The 16,049-nt window shown below is 61.5% G+C and carries 15 protein-coding genes; 6 read left to right on the forward strand and 9 right to left on the reverse strand.

All coding sequences use genetic code 11. The features are described 5' to 3' along the window. Positions 1–79 precede the first annotated feature (79 nt). Together ACR9Y2_RS11425 and ACR9Y2_RS11430 are read right to left on the reverse strand one after the other, a co-directional pair. The gene (locus tag ACR9Y2_RS11425) at positions 80–568 is read right to left on the reverse strand and encodes a YqgE/AlgH family protein (RefSeq protein WP_435041385.1); all 489 of its coding nucleotides are present in this window, start codon (positions 566–568) and stop codon (positions 80–82) included. Between the two features lie 32 nt (positions 569–600). Then, complete coding sequence (locus ACR9Y2_RS11430; protein WP_435041386.1) at positions 601–1,524, reverse strand: sugar phosphate isomerase/epimerase family protein; 924 nt, start codon at positions 1,522–1,524, stop codon at positions 601–603. 198 nt (positions 1,525–1,722) lie between these two features. Between ACR9Y2_RS11430 and ACR9Y2_RS11435 the strand changes: the two genes are divergently transcribed. Both ACR9Y2_RS11435 and ACR9Y2_RS11440 read left to right on the forward strand, forming a co-directional pair. Beyond that, a complete protein-coding gene (locus ACR9Y2_RS11435) occupies positions 1,723–2,991 on the forward strand; it encodes a penicillin-binding transpeptidase domain-containing protein (RefSeq protein WP_435041387.1) in 1,269 nt (422 codons plus the stop codon). A 522-nt stretch (positions 2,992–3,513) separates the two neighbouring features. Continuing rightward, a complete protein-coding gene (locus ACR9Y2_RS11440; RefSeq protein WP_435041388.1) occupies positions 3,514–3,945 on the forward strand; it encodes a cytochrome c-type biogenesis protein in 432 nt (143 codons plus the stop codon). Positions 3,946–4,012: 67 nt separating this feature from the next. Here ACR9Y2_RS11440 and ACR9Y2_RS11445 read toward each other — a convergent pair whose 3' ends face one another. From ACR9Y2_RS11445 to rplU, 4 genes are all read right to left on the reverse strand, one after another. Further along, positions 4,013–4,516 carry a DinB family protein gene (locus tag ACR9Y2_RS11445; RefSeq protein WP_435041389.1) on the reverse strand — a complete coding sequence of 168 codons (504 nt, stop codon included), beginning with the start codon at positions 4,514–4,516 and terminating at the stop codon, positions 4,013–4,015. Between the two features lie 123 nt (positions 4,517–4,639). Next, positions 4,640–5,725 (reverse strand): GTPase ObgE, encoded by a 1,086-nt coding sequence (gene obgE, locus ACR9Y2_RS11450; protein ID WP_435041390.1) that lies wholly within the window; start codon positions 5,723–5,725, stop codon positions 4,640–4,642. Between the two features lie 103 nt (positions 5,726–5,828). Further along, positions 5,829–6,089, reverse strand: coding sequence for a 50S ribosomal protein L27 (gene rpmA, locus ACR9Y2_RS11455; protein ID WP_435041391.1), 261 nt, complete (start codon positions 6,087–6,089; stop codon positions 5,829–5,831). Positions 6,090–6,116: 27 nt separating this feature from the next. Continuing rightward, positions 6,117–6,428 carry a 50S ribosomal protein L21 gene (gene rplU, locus ACR9Y2_RS11460; protein WP_435041392.1) on the reverse strand — a complete coding sequence of 104 codons (312 nt, stop codon included), beginning with the start codon at positions 6,426–6,428 and terminating at the stop codon, positions 6,117–6,119. Positions 6,429–6,670: 242 nt separating this feature from the next. Between rplU and ACR9Y2_RS11465 the strand changes: the two genes are divergently transcribed. Beyond that, positions 6,671–10,576: a hypothetical protein gene (locus ACR9Y2_RS11465; RefSeq protein WP_435041393.1), complete on the forward strand. Its 3,906-nt coding sequence runs from the start codon at positions 6,671–6,673 to the stop codon at positions 10,574–10,576. 4 nt (positions 10,577–10,580) lie between these two features. Here the strand turns inward: ACR9Y2_RS11465 and ACR9Y2_RS11470 are convergent, their stop codons facing one another. The 3 genes from ACR9Y2_RS11470 to ACR9Y2_RS11480 are packed head-to-tail and all read right to left on the reverse strand — an operon-like array spanning position 10,581 to position 12,697. After that, on the reverse strand, positions 10,581–10,781 hold the full coding sequence (locus ACR9Y2_RS11470) for a hypothetical protein (protein ID WP_435041394.1): 201 nt from the start codon (positions 10,779–10,781) through the stop codon (positions 10,581–10,583). 10 nt (positions 10,782–10,791) lie between these two features. Continuing rightward, on the reverse strand, positions 10,792–11,760 hold the full coding sequence (locus ACR9Y2_RS11475) for a VWA domain-containing protein (RefSeq protein ID WP_435041395.1): 969 nt from the start codon (positions 11,758–11,760) through the stop codon (positions 10,792–10,794). Then, the gene (locus ACR9Y2_RS11480) at positions 11,744–12,697 is read right to left on the reverse strand and encodes a VWA domain-containing protein (protein ID WP_435041396.1); all 954 of its coding nucleotides are present in this window, start codon (positions 12,695–12,697) and stop codon (positions 11,744–11,746) included. The genes ACR9Y2_RS11475 and ACR9Y2_RS11480 overlap by 17 nt, the downstream gene beginning before the upstream one ends. 98 nt (positions 12,698–12,795) lie before the next feature. On the opposite strand from ACR9Y2_RS11480, the gene kdsB reads away from it, so the two are divergent. The 3 genes from kdsB to kdsA are packed head-to-tail and all read left to right on the forward strand — an operon-like array spanning position 12,796 to position 15,988. Next, entirely contained in the window at positions 12,796–13,548 is a 753-nt protein-coding gene (gene kdsB, locus ACR9Y2_RS11485; protein WP_435041397.1) for a 3-deoxy-manno-octulosonate cytidylyltransferase, read from the forward strand. Then, positions 13,538–15,178: a CTP synthase gene (locus ACR9Y2_RS11490; protein ID WP_435044856.1), complete on the forward strand. Its 1,641-nt coding sequence runs from the start codon at positions 13,538–13,540 to the stop codon at positions 15,176–15,178. The genes kdsB and ACR9Y2_RS11490 overlap by 11 nt, the downstream gene beginning before the upstream one ends. After that, positions 15,179–15,988: a 3-deoxy-8-phosphooctulonate synthase gene (kdsA, locus tag ACR9Y2_RS11495; protein ID WP_435041398.1), complete on the forward strand. Its 810-nt coding sequence runs from the start codon at positions 15,179–15,181 to the stop codon at positions 15,986–15,988. It begins immediately after the preceding gene. The last annotated feature ends 61 nt before the right edge of the window (positions 15,989–16,049 follow it).

Raw genomic sequence — 16,049 nt, forward strand, 5'->3', positions numbered from 1 at the left:
TACCTCTGCCCAAAGCCCCAATGTACTGCGCCCGGAGATAAACCGCGAATAGGTTCGATCTATTCAGGCATGAATATCTTTAATGAGGCCTTTGGGGCTGGAGCCGCTGCCAGAGGGTACGGGGCTCGGAATCAAACAGGAGGGCGGGTTTGCCGGGCACGACACGCCACAACCCCTGGCGGATCTCGTCTCTGAGTTGGGCGCTGGACCAGCCTGTGTAACCGGCGAAGGTGCGCGAATCCGCGGTGGCAGGCTGCGCCCGGTCGATGAGATGGACGCCGTCCAGCAACGCCGGTCCCGCTGGTGGTTTCCGGCCCTGTGGGATGCGGACCAACGACCGGAAGCCTGTGGCAACGGGTCCGCCGGCAAAACGCCCATCGCCCAATGGCCGGTTGAGGACTAGTCCGAGGGCAGCCTGCCCGTCGTTGCTGATGATCAGGATCACCGTACGGGCGAATCCTTCGTCCCGAAGTTGCGGGCTGGCGACTAGCAGTACTCCAGGGCGAGGCTCCTGCGCGGAGAGGATCGAGGCAGCCAGAAGTGCCAGGGCGGCCAGTTTCAATGGCATGGATATCCGCGCCGGGAAGCCCGGGCGAGGCCCTATCGCTTGATGGGGGCCGGCGCCATCAACCCGCGGACGGCCCGCAGGTTGTCGTCGATCTTCTCCCAGGCGCCCTCATAGAAGCACAGGTCCGCGCACCACCACCCGATGTGGGGGATGCTGAGCAGCTTCGGGGCCAGGAACGGCCAAGGCACGTGCCCCTCCCCGATGGGTAAGTGGGTGCTGGTGTCGTCATTTACCAAAGTGCCATCGGAATCAATAACATGCACCGCGCCGATAGAGCCGTGGAGCTTGGCGATAAACTCGGCTACGCCGCCTTCCAGGATTTCGCGCTTGCCGTGTTGCCGCGCCCCCACCACGCCGCACATATAAGCATGCGCCGTGTCGAACAGGATCTGGAACCAGGGATGGCCCACAAGCTCATGCATTTCAATGACTTCTGAAGGCTTGTTGAACAGGAAACCGGGCTCGAACTCCCACGCCATCAGGACATGGGCCTGGCGGGCGGCGTCGGCGCAGTCGCGCCACAGGTCGGCCAGGCGGTGGAAGGCGGTGTGGTAATCCTCATCCGGGATGGACCCGGGTGCACCGACGGAATCCACACGGATCATGGGGCTTCCCAGGTCGTGGCACAGTTCCAACAGGCGCCGGAAGATGTCGAGGTAGGCCGTCCGGTTCTCCGGAATGGTCGGATTGGCGGCGCCTAAGTCCGAGGAAAAGCCGGAGATACCCAAACCCAGGTCGGAAAGGAGCGTCTTCAGTTCCGCGCGAGCCGCGGAGGTGGGGTAAGCCTCAAGCGTCACGTGCGGGGGATATCCGCTCAGCTCAATGCCGTCAAATCCCGCCGACGCAAGGCGCCGCGCGATCTCTGGGATGCTTTTCGGACTCGCGGCATAAGGCCCGAAAGCAAACGACCACGTACCCATCGAGAGCTTCATCTGTTTACTCTCAGCACGCATCATTGTCGCGCAAATTCCGGTTCAAGTGGAGGGAGATGTGCCCGGAGCGTGTAAGGTGCCTCTCCGAGGGTTTCGCCAAAAATCCTCCTGTGAATATGAAGCTTGACGGAACCCCTGCCGATACAACAAAATAGGGGAGTCTTATGGGGGCGCTCTGGTCGGCGCTTGGGGGAGTTCGGAATTGATTGACCGGAAGGCAGAATGAAGCAGAACTTCCTAATCCCGCTTGGCATCATCTCTACACTGATCCTCTCTGCTGCTGTACCGGCGTTTGCAGTTACCGCCACCACACAGAAGAGCCCCACCGCCACCTCCACCAAACGATCAAAAACGAAGCGCGCGTCAGCCGCGACCGTATCCCGGTCGACCACGGTGAAGCGCAGTCCTGCCGTGAAATCGTTCGCCGGTACAACTTCTGTCACCGCTAAGGCCGTTTCCACCCGGGGCACAGCTGCCGCCGGAAAGCGCCGTGTGGTGAGGCGATACTACAGCCCCTGGGATACGCCTACCTTTGCCGATTCCACCTACGGTGACGTGGTGGATGGCGAGGATCTGGCGATCCGCCGCGCCGCCGTACAGGCCCTGGGCCCGTACAACGGCAGCGTCGTGGTTGTGGATCCCACCTCGGGACGCGTCATGACGATGGTGAATCAGAAACTGGCCTTGACGGGCGCCTATCAGCCCTGCTCGACGATCAAGCTGGTGGCTGGCCTGGCAGGCTTGAGCGAAGGCATCATCGAACGCGAGACGCGGCTGCGGTTGTCCCGCCGCGAGTCGATGAACCTGACCACGGCCCTGGCCAAATCGAACAACGCCTACTTCGCCAATGTTGGTGAGAAGCTCGGCTTCGAAAAGATCAACTATTACGGCCGGCTGTTCGGCCTGGGTGAGAAGGCCGGCATCAATATCGAGGGCGAGAGCGCAGGCATCTTCCCGGAAGAGAAGCCCAAGGGTGTTCCGAACGGAATGATGACGAGCTTTGGCGAGGCCATCGGCCTGACGCCTCTACAGCTTGCAGCCATCGTTTCCTCCATCGCCAACGGCGGCACACTCTACTACCTGCAGTATCCGCGCACCCTCGCCGAGGCCAGCAGCCTGGTTCCGCAGGTCAAACGGCAGTTGGATATAGCCCAGCAGATCCCCGAGATGCGCCCCGGCATGATGGGTGCTGTGGAGTTTGGTACCGCGCGCCGCGCCAACTACGACACCAGTGAGCCGATCTTCGGCAAAACCGGAACATGTACAGATTCCCGTACGCACCTGGGCTGGTTCGGCAGCTTCAACGAAGTGGGCAAGAGCAAGCTCGTTGTGGTTGTCCTGCTGACCGGCGGCAAGAGTGTCAACGGTCCGGTGGCGGCCGGCATTGCCGGTCAGGTTTATAAGAACCTGTCGGAAGCCCAGTTCTTCACCACGCAGCAGCCGCATGCCATTGCCCCCACGGCGATGATTCATTCCGGCGACGTTCGCTAATCCTCGCACCTTTCAGCCGATTGCTATAGTTGGGGTAGTTCGCTACCCCGGCTATGGGCATCGGTCTCACACTCAGGCATTTGCGTACGCTCGTTCTCGCTGTAGCTTGCCTGCTGCTGGGGCCTTACTCCTGGGGATTCCTCCCCGTACTCTCCCTGGAAGATGGCGCATCCTGCGGCATGAGTTGCTGCCGGCGCAGCGGGATCTGCTGCTGCCGCAATACGCGAACGGCGCAGGCCCAATCCGGATGGCAGGCCGCACGGGGTTGTCCTTCCGGGTGCCTGCAGCGAGCTGTCCTCCCCACCGCATTCCCCGGCTTGACCGCGCAGGCCGGCGGGATCAAGGTGGCGGCTGCTCCCTCCGTAGAATCGTTGACGCGGCCCGATCCGAGCTTGCCGCGCGGAACCGCGGCCTTTGCCCTCTTCCAACGCCCTCCACCCGCTTCCTCCTGAAACCTGTATGTCGAACCACCCACGGAGGGTGGCTCCACCATTGTGTACACCAAGGCTCAGGAGGCCTCCTATGTCTTTTATATTCAGGAGCCTGGCGATGGGCGCCACGCTTTTTCTCGGTAGCGGGGCTTTGGCCGCCGGAACTCCGGATGAGGCCATCCGCCGGCTGCAGGAGAAGTTCATTGCTCCGTGTTGCTGGAGTGAGAACGTAGCCGTGCACCGGTCAGAGGCAGCAGCCGAAATGCGAGTCGAGATAGAGAAGCTTTATCGCTCTGGAGTATCGGAACAGCAGATCACGCAGCGCTATGTGAGCCAGTATGGCGAACGAATCCTGATGGAGCCTACGGGGATTAAGTTCACCTGGCTGATCGTGATTCCGGTGCTCGTCACCCTGGCGGCGGCATTCGCTCTGCTGGTATTCCTGCGGCGCCGTGCCCGGACTGAACCGGCTGCGGAGCCGGCGCGTCTGGCGACCGTTCCGGACGAAGACATCGATTGGTAAATCGGGGCGGGCCGGCGTCCACCGGCCCCTGGCTCTGACGCCCGGCTACGGCCGGGCAACCACTGCGTTATTGCTCGTCGGCGGAAGGGCCGTAAACAGCCGGCACAGGAATGTCCAGCAGCCGGTAGTAGACGCCCACCTGCGCCCGGTGGTGAATGAGGTGATTCAGGATCATCGAGCGAATAACGGCGTAGCGCGACATCTTGAACATCACATTACCGTTCATCATCAGGGCCCAGTCCGTCAGGAAAGCGTCGTCCGAGGCTGCGGCGACAGCGGCCGTAATGTCCGCGGCGTGCTGGTCAAAGCGAGCCACGGCGTCGGCGGCGGAGGTGATGCGTGCCGGTTGTTCCAAGGGCTTGCCGCCGGGCGCGAGGTCGAACTCAGTCGATTCCATTGTCATCTTGCCCCACAACGGAATCGTGGCCAGGTGCGTCGCCAAAGCGCCAAGCTCAAAGGACTTATCGTGCGGTTTAAAGGTTAGTTTGTCTTCCGGCAGACGCTCCAGCGTCTTTCGGGTTTTGGCCAATTCCTGCTCAAGTTCAGATTTCAACAGCTCGCTGATTGCCATCGGGGTTTCCACTCCTGGATCAAGATAGCAGCCTGACCGGCTGCTTTAGATATCTTAATGGGAGTCTTGCCCGATGGCAAATAAAAAGCGAAAGTGAAACCCTGGATTGGCGCGGAGTTTACATTACTCTTCCGGCTGAGGTTCTTCCGGCTCGCGATCGTGCGGGCGCACCATCGGCGGAGCGGGCGGCGGCGGCGGCTGTTCCGCGGCCCTGATCTCGATGAGCTTGGAGTCGACGGCGCGCAGCAGCTCCTTTAGCCCCTTGCCGGTCACGGCCGACATCTTGAACAGCGGCATGCCGTGCTTCTTGGCGCGGCGCTCCAGCGCGCGCAGCCGGTTCACGTCCTGGGCGACATCCAGTTTGGTGGCCACCACGAACATGGGCTTGCCGGAGAGTTCTTCGCTGAAGCTCGCCAACTCATTGAGAATGATGTCGAAATCGGTTTTGGGCTCGCGGCCGCTCATCTCGCTGACATCCACCAGGTGCAGCAGCAGCTTGGTCCGTTCAACGTGACGCAGGAACTGAATCCCCAGGCCGTGGCCTTCATGGGCGCCTTCGATGATGCCGGGGATGTCCGCCACGACGAAGCTGCGCAGGTCGTCCAACTGGACGACGCCCAAATTGGGTTCGAGTGTCGTAAACGGGTAATCGGCGATTTTGGGCTTGGCGGCGGAGATACGGGAGATCAGGGTGGACTTGCCGGCGTTGGGGAAGCCGACCAGGCCCACGTCCGCCAGAAGCTTCAATTCCAGGCGAATACGCTTTTCCTGCCCGGGCGAGCCCGGCTCGTGCCGGGTGGGCGCCTGGTGGGTGGAGGTAGCGAAGTGCTGGTTGCCGCGACCGCCTCGTCCGCCGTTGGCGATGGTGTAGCGGTCACCGGGGAAGGTGAAATCATGCAGAATCTCGCCGGTTTCCCAGTCCCAGGCGATGGTGCCAACGGGGACGGGCGCTTCGACATCGCGGCCATTGCGGCCTGTGCGGTTGCTGCCCTCGCCGTGTCGGCCGCGCTCGGCCGTATGTTCCGGATTGAAGCGGAAGTGGAGGAGGGTATTGTGATGCTCGCTGGCGACTAAAACGACGTCGCCGCCGCGGCCGCCATCGCCGCCGCTGGGTCCACCCTTGGGGACGTATTTCTCCCGGCGGAACGCCATACAGCCGTTGCCGCCGTCGCCCGCTTTTACCTTGATAATGACTTCATCAACGAACATCCATGCACCTGATCCGATCAACCGACTGACAATAGAAAAGGCCGCCCGCGGTAGCACCGCCCGGCGGCCTGATACTTTACGCGCTCATCAATGAGCGAAAAAACTAGCCTTCGAGAGCGAAGACGCTAACCCACTTGCCCATCCGGCCGCGATCTCTCCACTCGACCCGGCCCGGGATGGTCGCAAACAGGGTGTCGTCTTTGCCGATACCCACGTTCTCGCCAGCCTTGTAGCGCGTGCCGCGCTGCCGCACGATGATGGAGCCGCCGGTGACAACCTGGCCGCTAAAAACTTTGATGCCCAGACGTTGCGCGTTCGAATCACGCCCGTTTTTTGAGCTGCCGAGACCTTTTTTATGCGCCATTACTAATCTTCTCCTAGCTCAGAAGGCCTACGCCAAGATCTCGGCGATGGTCACCGATGTCTGGTTCTGCCGGTGGCCGATCGTCTTCTTGTACTGCTTCTTGCGCTTGAACTTGAAGACCAGGATCTTGGGCGCGCGATCGTGACCCTTGATGGAGCCCTTCACCTTCGCGCCGGCCACGTCTTTACCCACCACAAGCTCGCCGTCGTCCTTGCCAATTGCCAGAACTTTGTCGAACTCCACAGCCGCGCCGGCATCACCGGTCAGCGTTTCCACCACAATGGTGTCGCCCGGCGAGACGCGATACTGTTTTCCGCCCGTTTCGATCACTGCGTACATAGCTGGAATCCTCTTGAAGTCACGCGCGCTTTAAACAGCGACGCGGGAGGGAGTAACTTACGCGCACGCACACTGCTTGTGCGCTGCAAGTTCCGCAATCTCTAATATGGCACGGTTGGCCCGGCTGGCGCAAATCATGATGCGGGGAAACAGGGGCCCAGGAATGGGTGGATCGGACGGCGAACTCCGCTTACTATACTGTCAAGTTATCGTTTTGACCTATCCGATCGGAGGAACCCGTCATGCGTTGGAGCCTCGGACTCTGCGTACTGGCTTTTCCTTTGCTGGCATCCGATGTCTATGTGCCGGCCGTAACCACTGAAGCCATCGACGGGCAAGCGCAGCGAGTCCAACTGCGCATCCGGAACGCCGAAACTCGGCCAGTCCAGCTCACCTTCCAGATCCTTCCGCTGGATGACGCAACCCCGCCCTCGCCTGCAACTCGTTCCATCGAGCCGACTTCCACCGTGGACTTCGCTGACGCCCTGGCTGCGCTCTTCCCCGATGGCTCGCCCGCCGGCACCCTGAAGATCTCGGCCGATGGGGCCATTCTCGTCTCCGCGCAGCGGTTCTTCGACAAGGAGGGACGGACCTACGGTCTGCCCCTGCCGGAGGTAACATCCGAGACTGCGTCTATCCCTGGAGCAGTGCTCGATGCCCCCTGGCTGCCCACTTCCAGCGAGCGCACCTCCGCAGTCTGGATTTCGCTCGACGGCGAGGCGGAAGCCACCCTGCTCGCCTACGACCCGGCCGGCAAGGAACTGGCCCGCCGCAAGCTGACTGGCGCTGGGAAAACGTTCCGGTTGACCCCCGCCGACCTCACCGCCGACCCGCCCTCCAGCATGCGAATTAAGCTGCTGACGGCGAAAGGCTTATTCTCGGTCTTCGTCGAAACCGCACTCGCTTCCACCGGCGATCGCTCAGGCTATCCGGCCGTCGAAGTCGCCAAGCTGCCGAAGGAGCTATCCTTCCTACCAGCGCTGCGGCTTCCGTTCAACGGGACTTTCGCTTCCACCTCGGTCGTTTTGTTCAATCCCTGGGCCGCCGACCTGCCGGTCACCTTTACCCTGCGCGGCGTAAATAAGCGGGTGACAGTGCCGCCGCTTGGCATGCTGGAAGTGGCCGATCCCATCTCGACGCTGTTTGGTATGGAAGAGGGGGTGGACGTGCTGTTTGCTTCCGCCTCGTATCCCTTCTTTGCCTTGGCCGCGAATGACATCCGGCCCGACGCAGCCGGCGCCGTCATGGCTTCGGACCTGCGCCTGTTCACCGATCCGGATGACACGCCCGGACCGGGCGACGTGGCCTACCTGTTGCTGCCCGTGGTGGACGGCGCACAAGCATTCTTTGCCCTCACCACCCGCGCCGAGGACTTCACGGGTACTCTGCAACTGGAAGATTCCGCGGGGCTTCCCAGCGGAACCCCGATCACCTACACGTTGCCGTCCTCCACCCTCCAGATTCAGGCGCTGGCCGACACGCTGCCGGGAGCCGGGTCGGGTTCGGCATTCAGCGTCATCCCGGGAACCGGCCCCGCGCAGATGGGCCTGCCTGTCTACCTGCCCGGATCGAACGACCCGTTGTGGGTGGGTGCGCGCACAGCCACGGCTTCAACTGCGTGCGAGCCGCCTTACTTTTCCGAACTGGCCGGTTCCGCCTACACGCTCAGCGCTGCCGGACCGGTTACCCTCACCTGGTCGGCGGCGGGTGCCGATTCGGTAGAACTCCAACCTTCGGGTGACATCCTGGCCGCCAGCGGCTCGCTGGTTGTGAACGTCACCGCGGCGACCCAGTTCACCTTCCGCGCGGCGAACGCCTGCGCCACGGTCGAGCAGTCATTCCGCGTTTCGGTGGGACCGGCTGTGGTGAGCTCCGTTTCTGCAGGTCCGCGAGGGTCGGTCCGCGCGCATGGCGCTCCGGGGGAACTCCTCACGGTCTCCTTCGAGAATCTGACCGAACCGGAACTTATTGACTCGCTAGTGGTGTCGAATGCGGCAGGCGTATCAGTGCCAGTGAAGATTCTGGCTCGGGGGGCTCAGGGGGAGATCTTCGCGCTGGTTCCGCTGATCATGACCGGGGCCGACACCGCGAAAGTGTTCAGCGGCGATGTGACGGTGCAGGCGGCGCTGACAGACGGGAAAACCACCGCCGGGGTGAATTTCACCATCGATAGCGCGGTTTACGACGGCAATCCGGTCGCCGGTTTTACGGCCCTGGTCGACGACCTCGCGGCCTGGACCCGGGAAACTTCCGCCCAATGGAACGAATGGGGCCTTGCCGGTTCAGCGGCGCTGGAGGCAAATGCCGCCCGCGAGGAAGCCGACCTGCGCCAGATGCTGGCCGGCATTGCGGCTTCGGGCCAGGCGACGCTCTCGTACAATCACCTGCCGTTGACGAATGCGGAGGCGATTGCCGTGCCGGTCAAGGCGTCTGACCTGGCGGTCCTGCTGGCGTATAACCGGAATGCGGGGCAGGCCTGGCGGAGCATCCTGGGTGCCACCGAGACGGAGACGCCCGCCGCGGCTTCGGCCCGGCTGGCCGGCTCTTCCCGCCTGGCCGGGACTTGCCTCGCGACGAAAGTTCCGCTGCTAAGCCCCTGTCTTGCCAACGACTTCCGTAAGAAGTTCAACGATGCCATCGGAGCGCAGGTGGATGACCTGTTCCAGGACTTCGACAAGGAGGTGCCGAACGGCCGGGACGCCCTGGTGAAATGGCTGAAGAAGAAACTGGCCCAGAAGGCCGTCAACGCGGCGGCGCGGCGTATCCAGGCGTGGCTCAACTACCTGTCCGTCGCGTGTCTGGTGGCGCCCATCGAATTGAGCGACTTCCGGGTGGAGACCCAGGGCCGCCTGATCACCGCGTCGCCGCGCCGCAATCGCGCCCTGCGTGACAAGGAAGTCCTGTATTCGCGCCACGATAATCTGTTCACGGTGGTGCGGGTGATCGCTGTGCTGGTGCCGGAAATCCCCATAGACAAGGTGCGCAGCAAGGCGCGAAGCCTGGAACTGGAGGCCTTCCGGAAGGGGCTGCAGAAGGCGGGGGTCAAGAAGGAGACGGCAGACCTCCTCGCCTCGATTTTCGACAAGACACTGGATTCCGATCCGGTGCTGGATGAACTCGTCAAGATGGCCCAGGCGTACGCGAACAAGACCAAGGACGAGCAGCAGGTGGGGGCCTGCGATCTCGTGACCGTGTATCCCAAAAAGAACGGGAGCGGGCGCGCAGGCAACCCGGATCAAGGCTACAAACCAGGTGTCAGCGTGCTGAAGCTGTATACCGGCCGGGTTCAAGGCGAGGACGACTACTTCTTCATCGGGAAGCGGATCAACCGCAGCGACCTGCTCTGCATCGTGCCGATCGACAGGCATTTCCTGTTCAGCCAGGACGCCCAGCGGGTGGAGAAGCAGCGCATCTCCAACAATCCATGCGCTTTCTCTGAGCAGCTCACGGTGACTCGCCGTGCGGACTCGTCGCCCACCGACTCGGCACGGCGGCCGTCCGTGTACTCCGACCGGGTCTATGTTGGGCCTGGGGAGGCGCTGGCGCTGGTGGCGAATGCAGCGGTGGGCGCGCCGGGGACGCCGGGGGAGATTGCGACTCCGCCCATCATCACTGTGAATGTGAACGCCCAACTGGACCAGGACAACCCCTATGTCCGGCAGGCCGGTGGAGGCATATCGGTGGCGCGAATCGAGGCCCGGCAGACAGGGGACCTGACCTGGACGCTGGACTTGAAGGTATCCGGACACCAGGAGCCCATCCAGGATCCGGACGGATTCCGACACTATGACCTGTGGACGGCCTACTCCATGCTGGACGTCTATATCCTCTTTCCGACGCCGCCGCGCGATCAGCCGCGCAAGGTGAAGATGTCCGCCAAGTCCACCTCGGATGACATTTGCCAGATGCCCATCATCCTGGCTTCCGACCAGGAGATCAAGTCATCGACGTCAAATGTGTACGTGAGCGCGAATTCGCTGGACTTTTCGGGCTCCGGCACGATCAACCAGCTCCGGACCCGGATGCACCTGTATGTCCCGAACCGGGGCTTTGGCGGCCCGTTCGAGCCGCGGGATACAAGCTGCCAAGGGAACGCGAAGATCGAGGTGGTGGAGCCGCCGGATGAACCGCCGCCGGCTGAGCCGTAAGGGCTTAGCCCTGGGCCATGCGGTCGGCCCAACGGAGGAAGCGGACGAGTTCTGAGCGGTGCTGCCAGGAGAAACGCCAGAACTCGGCCGCCGTGATGCGCTCAGCGTGCAGACCCCAATAGGTCTCGATGCGCCACAGCAGGTAGGGCGACCGCCAGGGCGTCAGGCGGTAGCCGCGGGTCGATCTCCAGAGGAAGCGAATCATCTGGTTCGCGCTACTGCAGGGAGCCGTTGGGTGCGGTGGATTTCTTTCTGGGCGCTTCCGGCGAGGCATAGTAACCGCTGCGGGTACGGACGGTATATCGGCCGCCATTCGCCTTGACGCTGATGGTCCTGAAGGTTCCGTCCAGATTCTGGTTCGTCGGCGAGTAAGCGATCACGTATTGGCTTCGAATGTCCTGCGCGACCTGTTCGGCGAGGGCTTCGACGTCCGCCACGTCACCGGGGTAGAAGCTGGCGCCGCCAGAGGCCTTGGTGAGGGCGTCGATGGCGCGTTCCGCCTTCTTGCGGGAGCGGGCGTCTTCCTTACCCAGAACGCCAATCCCATAGATGATGACTTGGTCCAGTTTGTGGGCCTTCTCGACCAGTTTTTCGAGGGTGATGCCGGTGGACGCGGTGTCATCGCCATCGGTGACCACCAGGATGACCTTCTTATCCTTCTTGCCTTCCTGCTTCAGGTGATCCATCGACATGGAAATCGCATCGCGCATGGCGGTACCGCCTCGAGAGTCGATGCGGGCGACGCCCTCTTCCATCTTGGCGACATCGTTCGTGAAGGGGACATCCAGGTAGGCGTCGTCATTGAAGTTGACGATGAAAACCTCGTCCTGCCGGTTGGAGGCTTTGACGAGTTTGATGGCCGCGGCTTCCACGCGCTGGCGTTTGTCGCGCATGCTGCCGCTGTTGTCGATGACCAGGCCCATGGAAACGGGGACGTCTTCCCGGCGGAACAGCTTTACGGGCTGCTCCACTTTGTTTTCATAGACTTTGAAGGCACTTTGGGGGAGATTGGTGATCAGCTTGCCCTTGCTGTCAAGCACGCTGCAGTGCAGCACCACCAGGCGTGTATCGACGCGAATGACGCTAGGATCGTCCGGGGTCTCGGGCTTCACCTGCGCATCCATGTGTCCGAGGACCAGGGAGGCCAGGAGGGCGAGGGGGCCGAACTTACTGGGTAGGTGCATAGTATCCCTGCCGGTGGAGCGGCTTTAACGGCGGCATTCCGCGCGGCTGGTTTAATTTTACCGTGACTCGCCGGTACTTCCCATCCCGGGTCTGGTTTTTTGACATGTAACCCAGAACATACTGATTTCTCAGCTCAATTCCAATCTTTGCGGCGATGTCAGGTAGATCGTTGAGGTTGTCGACAGGGAAGTTGCGGCCTCCGGTCATCTCGGTGAGTTCGCTGAGCAGGCCGGGGCCGGAGAGCTCTTCGGCGCTGCGGCTGCGCGAGCCGATGGGTTCGTAGATGCCGATGGCGTACATCTGGGCGTCCGCTTCCCGCAGCAGCGTGCGCACTTCGTTTTCGGTGTAGCGGCTGGAGTTGTCGCCTCCATCCGAGATGATCAGCAGCGCCTTGCGTGGATTCTTGGCTTTCTTTAATGTCTGGAGCGCCATATAGATGCCATCCAGCAGAGCGGTGCGGCCTTTGGCCTGGGTGAACGTGAGGCGGCTTTGGATGTCTTCGGTGTTCTGGGTGAACGGTACGACGAGCTGCGGCCGGTCGTTGAACTGAATGAGGAAGAATTCATCTTCCGGATTAGCAGTTTTGAAGAACTGGGCGGAGGCCTGGCGGCTCTTGCTCAACTTGCTGCCCATTGAGCCGCTGGCGTCGAAAACGAGACCGACGGAGAGCGGCGCGTCGAAGCTGGCGAAATAGGTGATCTCCTGTTCGACCTTGTCTTCGAAGACGCGGAAGTTCTCTTTTTCCATGCCGGTAACGAACTGGTTGAGCGGTGTGGTGACGGTGACCGGGATCAATACGACGTTCGTATCGATGCGCAGATTGGGGGTGATGCGATCGTTTTCCGGGGTCTCGGCGCCGGGTTTGGGGCGAGGGGTAATCTGAGGTCTCGGCTGTTGGGCCGAAAGGGCTCCAGGGATCCCGAGGATCCCACCCAAGAGACAGAAAATGAAAGAGTTTCTACTGAAATGCAACATCTGTCTCCCGGTCTGGTGTCCCAAGTATATCATGCGTACTTTTTGTGCTATGCTCGATTGTGCCCCCCAAAATTCTGGGTGTCATACCCGCTCGTTTCGCGTCCGTCCGATTCCCAGGCAAACCCATCGCTACACTCGCCGGAAAACCGATGATCCAGCATGTGTGGGAGCGGACGAGGCTTGCGAAGCTGCCACAGCGCACACTCATCGCCACAGACGATGAGCGCATCGCCGACACGGCACGCGGCTTTGGGGCTGAAGTAGTCATAACCCGCCACGATCACATTTCCGGCACAGACCGTGTGGCTGAAGCAGCCGCCACGACCGATGCCGAAATTATCGTCAATATCCAGGGAGACGAGCCGCTCATCGATCCGGACGCGATCGACGCCGCCATCACTGTTCTGTTAGACGATCCAGAATGCCAAATGGCCACATTGAAAAAGCGCATTGTGGAGCGGGATGAGATTGAAAATCCTAATGTTGTCAAAGTGGTCACCGGTCACGACGGGCGTGCGCTGTACTTTTCCCGCCACCCGATCCCATACAACCGGGGCGGCTCAGCGGAGTACTGGAAACATATTGGGCTGTATGTGTATCGCCGGGCTCTGCTGCTCGGCTACTCTACTTTGAGACTTGGCGTTCTCGAAGAGAACGAAAAACTGGAGCAACTCCGTGCGCTGGAGAACGGCATCTCCATCCGGGTGGCCGAAACACGCTACGAAACGATTGGCGTCGATACGCCAGAGGATCTCCTGCACGTAGAATCGCTGCTATTCACTGCTTCTATTCCCACCACCAATCATGGCTAAGTACATCTTCGTCACCGGCGGCGTCGTCTCCTCCCTGGGGAAAGGGATCGCCGCCGCGTCCATCGGATGCCTTCTGGAGAGCCGGGGGCTTCGGGTGAACATGCAGAAGTTCGACCCGTATCTCAACGTCGATCCCGGCACCATGAGCCCCTTCCAGCACGGGGAAGTATTCGTCACCGACGATGGCGCCGAAACCGATCTCGACCTGGGTCACTACGAGCGGTTTACCCACGCGCATCTTTCTCAAAACAATAATCTGACCTCGGGCCGAATCTACGAGCGGATCATCACGAGGGAGCGTCGCGGCGACTATCTGGGCAAAACAGTCCAGGTAATCCCCCATGTGACCAACGAGATCAAAGCCGCGGCCCACAAAGTGGCTGACGGCGTTGATGTGGTCATCTGCGAGATTGGCGGCACGGTGGGTGACATCGAGTCGCAGCCGTTTACGGAAGCCATCCGGCAGATGCGGCACGAACTGGGCCGGCGGAACACGCTGTTCGTCCACGTGTCGTACGTGCCCTGGATCGCCGCCGCGCAGGAGCTGAAGACGAAGCCGACACAGCACTCCGTCAAGGAGTTGCGGGCGATGGGTATCCAGCCGGATATCCTGGTGTGCCGCTCCGAGCGGCCGCTGCCGGATGACCAGTGCGACAAGATCGCCCTGTTCTGCGACGTGGACAAGAAGGCTGTCATCTCGGCCTACGACGTGAAGACGGTGTACCAGTGTCCGGTGATGTTTGCCGAGCAGGGCGTCGACGACCTGATTGTCGAACTGCTGCACCTGGATACGGCCGGTCCGCGCAACCTGAACGAGTGGACCTCGATGCTGGAGGCGCTGGAGAATCCGAACGATGAAGTCCATATTGGTCTAGTCGGCAAGTATGTGGAGTACGAAGACTCCTACAAGTCGCTGAAAGAGGCGCTGTTACATGCGGGGATCCACCATCGCGTCAAGGTGAAGATGAGCTGGATCGAGTCTGAGGAGATGTTCTGGCCGGAGTGTGTGGACAAGCTGTCCCACTACGACGGCATCCTCGTGCCGGGCGGCTTTGGGAAGCGCGGCGTGGAGGGGATGCTGAACGCGATCCGCTATGCGCGCGAGAAGCAGGTACCTTACTTCGGGATCTGCCTGGGCATGCAGACGGCGGTGATCGAGTTCGCGCGCAACGTCTGCGGGATCGCCGGCGCGGATTCCACCGAATTCGACAATGGTGCTCCACATCCTGTTATCTACAAGTTGCGGGACTTGCTGGGTGTGGAGGAGTTGGGCGGAACGATGCGCCTGGGCGCCTATGAGTGCCTGCTGTTGGAAGGTTCATTCGCCCGCGACGCCTATGGGACCGAGGTGATCAGCGAACGCCACCGGCACCGTTACGAGTTCAACCGTACCTATGAGAAACCTTTGACCGACAAGGGTTTACGGATCACGGGGCAGTCTCGGGACGGCAAGTTCGTGGAGATCTGCGAGTTGCCCAACCACCCCTATTTCCTGGGCTGCCAGTTCCATCCGGAGTTCAAATCGAAGCCGTTGGAGCCGCATCCGTTGTTCCAGTCGTTCATTGGGGCGGCCCTGGAATTTCATCAGAAACGTATGGAATCCGAAACGAATCCGCTGTTTGCTGGATAGATGACACCGATCACCGTAATACCCGGCGTGGTTTTCGGAGATGGCTCCCTGCAGTTCATCTGCGGACCGTGTGTGATCGAATCCGAGGAGAGCATCCACCGGTTGGCGGCCGGGATCGGCGCGAGCCTGGGCGCCCCTTATGTATTCAAGGCGTCCTTCGACAAGGCGAACCGGTCGTCGGTGGACTCCTATCGCGGCCCCGGGCTGAAGGCGGGATTGAAGATCCTGGCCAGTGTGAAGAAGTCGATGGGGCTACCCATCCTGACGGACATTCACGAGCCGGCCCAGTGCGCCAAGGTGGCGGAAGTGGCCGACATTCTCCAGATTCCGGCGTTCCTGTGCCGGCAGACGGATCTGCTGTTGGAAGCGGGCAAGACGGGCCGTATCGTCAACATAAAGAAGGGTCAATTTGTGGCGCCGCTGGACTTGCGGCATGCGGCGGACAAGGTGGCGTCGACTGGGAATTCGAAGGTGATCCTGACGGAGCGCGGATCGTCGTTCGGCTACAACAACCTGGTGGTGGATATGCGCGGGCTGGTGATGATGCGCTCGATCGGGTACCCGGTGGTATTTGATGCGACGCATTCGGTGCAGCTGCCGGGAGCGGCCGGGTCGAAGTCGGGCGGTTCGCCGGAGTTTATCGCTCCGTTGTCGCGCGCGGCGGTAGCGACCGGGATCGACGGCGTGTTTCTCGAGGTCCACGACAACCCGGCGGCGGCGCTTTCCGACGGTGCGAATGCGCTGAAACTGGACCTGTTGCAGCCGCTGGCGGAGACTTTGCGCCGGCTGCACGCGGCGCGAATCGGGTAACATCTCCTGCACGCCGCGGGCCTAGCTTGCGTCTAGAATAGAGTCAAGGACGATTCTCAAA

The sequence above is a fragment of the Paludibaculum fermentans genome (assembly GCF_051172195.1).
Lineage (GTDB): Bacteria > Acidobacteriota > Terriglobia > Bryobacterales > Bryobacteraceae > Paludibaculum > Paludibaculum fermentans_A.